General features: G+C 73.1%; 6 protein-coding genes. 2 read left to right on the top strand and 4 right to left on the bottom strand.

Annotated elements, in window-relative coordinates:
- Nucleotides 1–637: universal stress protein (locus STRIP9103_RS25425; protein ID WP_048820959.1), on the bottom strand; the 637-nt coding region annotated here is incomplete at its 3' end.
- 111 nt (nucleotides 638–748) lie between these two features.
- Here STRIP9103_RS25425 and STRIP9103_RS25430 point away from each other — a divergent pair.
- The gene (locus STRIP9103_RS25430) at nucleotides 749–1,117 is read left to right on the top strand and encodes a VOC family protein (RefSeq protein ID WP_048820960.1); all 369 of its coding nucleotides are present in this window, start codon (nucleotides 749–751) and stop codon (nucleotides 1,115–1,117) included.
- A 105-nt stretch (nucleotides 1,118–1,222) separates the two neighbouring features.
- Here STRIP9103_RS25430 and STRIP9103_RS25435 read toward each other — a convergent pair whose 3' ends face one another.
- The 3 genes from STRIP9103_RS25435 to STRIP9103_RS25445 all read right to left on the bottom strand — a co-directional run bounded on the left by STRIP9103_RS25435 (nucleotide 1,223) and on the right by STRIP9103_RS25445 (nucleotide 4,402).
- Complete coding sequence (locus tag STRIP9103_RS25435; RefSeq protein ID WP_009322500.1) at nucleotides 1,223–2,737, bottom strand: VWA domain-containing protein; 1,515 nt, start codon at nucleotides 2,735–2,737, stop codon at nucleotides 1,223–1,225.
- Nucleotides 2,734–3,645, bottom strand: a complete 912-nt coding sequence (locus STRIP9103_RS25440; RefSeq protein WP_009322504.1) for an AAA family ATPase — start codon at nucleotides 3,643–3,645, stop codon at nucleotides 2,734–2,736. The genes STRIP9103_RS25435 and STRIP9103_RS25440 overlap by 4 nt, the downstream gene beginning before the upstream one ends.
- Before the next feature lie 100 nt (nucleotides 3,646–3,745).
- Complete coding sequence (locus tag STRIP9103_RS25445) at nucleotides 3,746–4,402, bottom strand: TetR/AcrR family transcriptional regulator (protein ID WP_009322505.1); 657 nt, start codon at nucleotides 4,400–4,402, stop codon at nucleotides 3,746–3,748.
- Between the two features lie 146 nt (nucleotides 4,403–4,548).
- Between STRIP9103_RS25445 and STRIP9103_RS25450 the strand changes: the two genes are divergently transcribed.
- Nucleotides 4,549–5,106, top strand: coding sequence for an NAD(P)H-dependent oxidoreductase (locus STRIP9103_RS25450; RefSeq protein ID WP_009322502.1), 558 nt, complete (start codon nucleotides 4,549–4,551; stop codon nucleotides 5,104–5,106).
- Nucleotides 5,107–5,136: the final 30 nt, after the last annotated feature.

A 5,136-nucleotide genomic window follows, 5' to 3' on the forward strand; every position in this document is an offset into this window, starting at 1 on the left:
AGTAGGGCGGCGGGTTCCAGTCGTGGACGACCCGTAGGGCGGTCTCCCGTCGGGCGGCGGCGTCGAAGGCGAACCGGATCAGCGTGTCGTCGGGGTGCGCGGTGTCGAGGCCGAGGACGACGGGGCAGAACGGGGTCGCGGCGGACGGGGTCCCGGACGGGGCCGGCGTGTGTTCGTCGGCGGCCCGCTCCCGGGCCCGTACGAGAACGACCGGCCGCTCGGTGTGCGCGACGACGTGCAGACCCACGGAGCCGAGGAGGAAGCCGGCGATCCCGCTCAGGCCTCGGGAGCCCAGGACGAGGAGTTCGGCGTCCTCGGCCGCCGCGACCAGTTCGTCGGTCGGTCGGCCCGTCCGCTGCTCCAGGGTCACATCGACGCCGGGGTGGCGCAGCCGGATGCCGTCCGACCGCTCGCGCAGCAGCCTCCCGGGCCCTGTTCCCGGCCTACCGGGCTCGCTCGGGTCCCGCCGCGTCCCGGTGTCCGGTGTCGGCGCCCGGCCCATCGGCTCGGGGACCAGTTCCCAGACGTTGACCAGGCGCAGTGGCAGGCCCCGGAGCCGTGCCTCCCGGGCCGCCCATTCGGTGGCGGCCAGGCTCTCGGTGGAACCGTCGAGGCCCACGGTGACGGTGCGGGGCATGGGGCGCACCTCCCTGAGGTCGAGGTCTCCTTCCAGGATCGCGGCACGAAGACGGAGACGCAGGGGCGGGATGTCGCCGCGTACCGGACGGGTACCCGCGAGAATCGGGCCATGCCGAGAATCGGATCCGTGGTGATGGGCGCGTCCGACGTACGGCGGGCGGCGGCGTTCTGGACGGCGGCCCTCGGGTACGTCCCGCGTGAGGAGCCGGAGGACGACTGGGTGGTGCTGGTGCACCCGGAGGGGGCCGGCGCCCAGCTGTCGCTCGGCCTGAGCGAGACCCCGGTGCAGGAGCGTCCCCGTGTCCACCTGGACCTCTACGCCGGCGACGCGGCCGACCAGGCGGCGGAGGTCGAACGGCTGGTCGGCCTGGGCGCACGGCGCGTCGACTGGGATCCGTATCCGGAGGACGCCGACTTCATCGTCCTCGCCGACACGGAGGGCAACCGCTTCTGCGTGATCGACACCGGGCGGGGTTGACGCCGGGTCCGACCATGCCGACTCGGCGGGCGCCACCGACCCGCCCTCGTCGGCACCCGGTCGCCCCGGTCGGCACGACCCGTCCGAGTCGACCGATCCGTCCGATCACACCGGCAGCAACCGCGTCACCAGCTCACCGAGGCGCCGGGCGTTGCGGCAGGCGTGCATGTCGACGATCTCGGCGTAGACATGGGCGGCGGAGTCGCCGGTGCCCCACTGGGCGGGTGACTCCGGGTTGAGCCAGTGGACGCGGCGGGCGCGGGCCGCGACGCGGCGCAGGGCGGGCGCGTTGGGGTCGAACCCGTTGGTGCGGGCGTCGCCGAGGACGATCACCGACGTACGCGGCCCCACGGCGTCGAGGTGGCGCTCGGCGAACTCACCGAGCGCGGCCCCGTAGTCGCTGCTGCCGTGCCAGCCGCTGATCGTGGCCTCCTCGGCGATACGGCGGCCGAGTCCGGCCGGGTCGGCCTCACCGGTGGTGACGAGGTGGGTGACCTCGTCGACCCGGTTGACGAACGCGTACACCCGCACCTTGCTGAACTGGTCCCGCATCGCCTGCACCAGCAGCATCGTGAAGTTCGCGAACCCGGCGACCGACCCGGAGACATCGCAGAGCAGCACGATCTCCGGACGGGCGGGCCGGTGCCGCCGGTACGCCGGGCGCAGCGGCACGCCCCCGGTGGACAGCGAGCGGCGCAGCGTGCGCCGGATGTCGATCTGCCCGCGCGCGGCCCTGCGCCGCCGGGCGGCGAGCCTGGTCGCGAGCTTACGGGCCAACGGCTGGACGGTACGGCGGAGTTCGACGAGCTGCTCCCGGCTCGCGATGAGGAAGTCGACCTGATCGGCGCTCGGCGCGATACCCCGCTCGGCGATCAGCCCCGCGCCCCGCCGTTCGGCCACCCGCCGCCGCGCCTCCGTACGCACCCGGTTCCGGAAGTCCTCGATACGGCGCCGGATCTCGTCCGCGTCCAGCCGATCGGTGAACCCGCCTGCGCCGAAACCCGCCCCCGAGCCCGTTCCCGCATACGAGCCCGAGCCCGCCCCGAAGCCGGAGCCGGACCCCGCGCCGAAAACCCTCGCGCCGGAGCCACCGCCGGCCCCTCCCGTCCCCTGCCCCGCCAGAATCCGCGCCAGCAGCGTCTGCGGCCGGAGGCGGTCCAGGGTCTGGTGGGCGGACCAGCCGTCCGAGCCCGGCGAGCCATAACGGCCGAGCATGTCCACGGCCTCGCCGGCGAGTTGGTTGAGGGCGGCCGTGTCGCCCGCGGCCAGTGCCTCGGCGAGGCGGTCCCGCAACTCGTCCCGGTCGGCGGCCCGCGCGCCCCGCGTCCCCGCCAACTCCCCCACACCCAGCGGGAAGTACAGCTCGAAGGCCGCGTCGAACACGGCACGCTGACGGTCCGCACGCAGCAGCGCCGCCGCCAGCCCCTCCCGGATCCGCTCCCGGTCGGCGAGCCCCAGCACCTCCAGCACGGCCGCCGCGTCCACGGTCTCACCGGGCCCGATCCGTATCCCATGACCACGCAAGGCCCGTACGAACCCGGTCAGCCGCTCGGCCAGCACGGCCCCCGGCGCGGCCCCTCCACCCGCGACCGCACCCGGGCCCGCGTCCTCGGTGGTCATACCAACGTCAGCTTCTGCGCGGCCTTGGCGATGTCGTCCTGGTGCTTGAGGATCACGCCCAGGCTGTCCCGTACGACGGTCTCGTCGAGGGTGTCGGCGCCGAGGGCCAGCAGGGTGCGGGCCCAGTCGATCGTCTCGGCCACCGAGGGTGCCTTGCGCAGGTCCATCGCGCGCAGCGCGCCCACCACCCGGACCAGGGAGTCGGTGAGCGCGTCGTCCAGGCCGGGCACCCTCAGTCGTACGATCCGCTGCTCCAACTCGGCGTCGGGGAAGTCGAGATGGAGGAAGAGACAGCGGCGGCGCAGGGCCTCGGAGAGTTCGCGGGTGGCGTTGGAGGTGAGGACGGTGAAGGGGCGTCGGGTGGCGGTGATCGTGCCCAGCTCCGGGACGGTGACCTGGAAGTCGCTCAGCACCTCCAGCAACAGCCCCTCGACCTCGACGTCCGCCTTGTCGGTCTCGTCGATGAGCAGGACCGTCGGCTCGTCGCCCCGGATGGCGGTCAGCAGGGGCCGGGTGAGCAGGAACTCGTCGCTGAAGATGTCCGTGCGGGTCTCGTCCCACGCCTCGTCGCGTCCGGCGGAGATGCGCAGCAACTGCTTGGCGTGGTTCCACTCGTACAGGGCGCGGGACTCGTCGATGCCCTCGTAGCACTGGAGCCGGACCAGTCGGGCACCGCCGACCCGTGCGACGGCCTTGGCCAGCTCGGTCTTGCCGACGCCCGCCGGGCCCTCCACCAGCAGCGGTTTGCCCAGCCGGTCGGCCAGGAACACGGTGGTGGCGACGGCCGTCGAGGCCAGATATCCCGCTGCCGCGAGCCGCACGGAGACGTCGTCGACGGAGGCGAAGAACCCGGCCCCCGTGTCCTTCGGTGCCCCCGCGGCCTCCGGTCGGCCGTTGTCGTCGGCCATGTGCCCACTCCCCCTCGTGCCGAGTGCGATGCCGCCACCCGGCACCCACCCCTCAAGTTACCAAGCGGTCGCTTTGATTACGTACCCTTCGAGGCCGTTCTCACGCCGCCGCCACGAACCGCCCCACCAGGTCCCCCCACCCCGCCTCCAGCCGCTCCAGCGACATGCCCCGGCGGCTGACCAGGTGGTCCACGAGGCCGATGTCCAGGTACCCCAGCAGGGTCCGCGCGAGGAGTTCGATGTCACCCTTCGCCTCGGCGAGGCGCAGCAGCATGCACAGGTGGTTGAGGCGGAGCAGTTCCGCCGGGCTGGTGTGGCGGCGGGAGGCGTCGGCGCGGGCGGCGAGGTACAGGTCCCGGTGGGCGTACTCGTGGCGTATGACGGCGGCGCCGAAGGCCCTGAGCCGCTCGGCGGGCGGCGCGTCCGGGCCGAGGGGCGGCGGGCCGGTGAGGAACGCCGCCTGGAGCTCCCGCTCATGGTGGTCGAGGAGGGCCACGAGGAGCCCGAACCGGTCGCCGAACCGCCGGAAGACGGTCCCCTTGCCCACCTCGGCGGCGTTCGCCACGGCCTCCATGGTCAGGTTGGCCGCTCCGCACTCGTCCGCGAGCCGGGCGGCGACCTCCAGCAGCCGGGTGCGGTTGCGTGCCGCGTCCGCCCGGAGTCGGGGCTGGTCGGCGGGGGTCGTCGCGAGGTCGATGAGTCCGTCGAGGGGTTCCAGGTCCTGAGGCGCGGGGAAGGGCGGCGGCGACTCGTTCATGAAAAGAGCGTAACGCTCACCACAGAGAAGTGGACCCCGGTCCGGATAGCTGCTACAAATTTCAACGGACCCCGGTCCGGTTATCTACAACCGTTACACCACCTGGCCACACCTCTCAGCTACCACCCCTCGCTAGGAGTCACCTCATGTCCGTTCGCATCCTCGCGCTCGTCGGCAGCCTGCGTGCCGGTTCGCACAACCGCCAGCTCGCCGAGGCCGCCGTGAAGCACGCCCCCGAGGGCGTCGAGATCGAGCTGTTCGAGGGCCTGGCCGAGGTCCCGTTCTACAACGAGGACATCGACAACGAGGCCGCCCTCCCGGCCGAGGCCGCGCGTCTGCGTGAGGCCGCGGGCGCGGCCGACGGCTTCCTGCTCTTCTCGCCCGAGTACAACGGCACCATCCCGGCCGTCCTGAAGAACGCCATCGACTGGCTGTCCCGTCCGTACGGCGCCGGCGCGTTCACCGGCAAGCCGGTCGCCGTGGTCGGCACCGCCTTCGGTCAGTTCGGCGGTGTGTGGGCGCAGGACGAGACCCGCAAGGCCGTGGGCATCGCCGGCGGCACCGTCCTGGAGGAGGCCAAGCTCTCCATCCCGGGCTCCGTCGTCCGCTTCGCCGAGACCCACCCGGCCGACGACACCGAGGTCGTCGCCGGCCTCACCCAGGTTCTGGAGCAGCTGACCGCCCAGGCGAGCAGCGCCGCCTGAGCCGACCGCGGCCGAAGCCGTACGGCGCCG

The sequence above is a fragment of the Streptomyces ipomoeae 91-03 genome, assembly GCF_000317595.1.
Classification (GTDB): domain Bacteria; phylum Actinomycetota; class Actinomycetes; order Streptomycetales; family Streptomycetaceae; genus Streptomyces; species Streptomyces ipomoeae.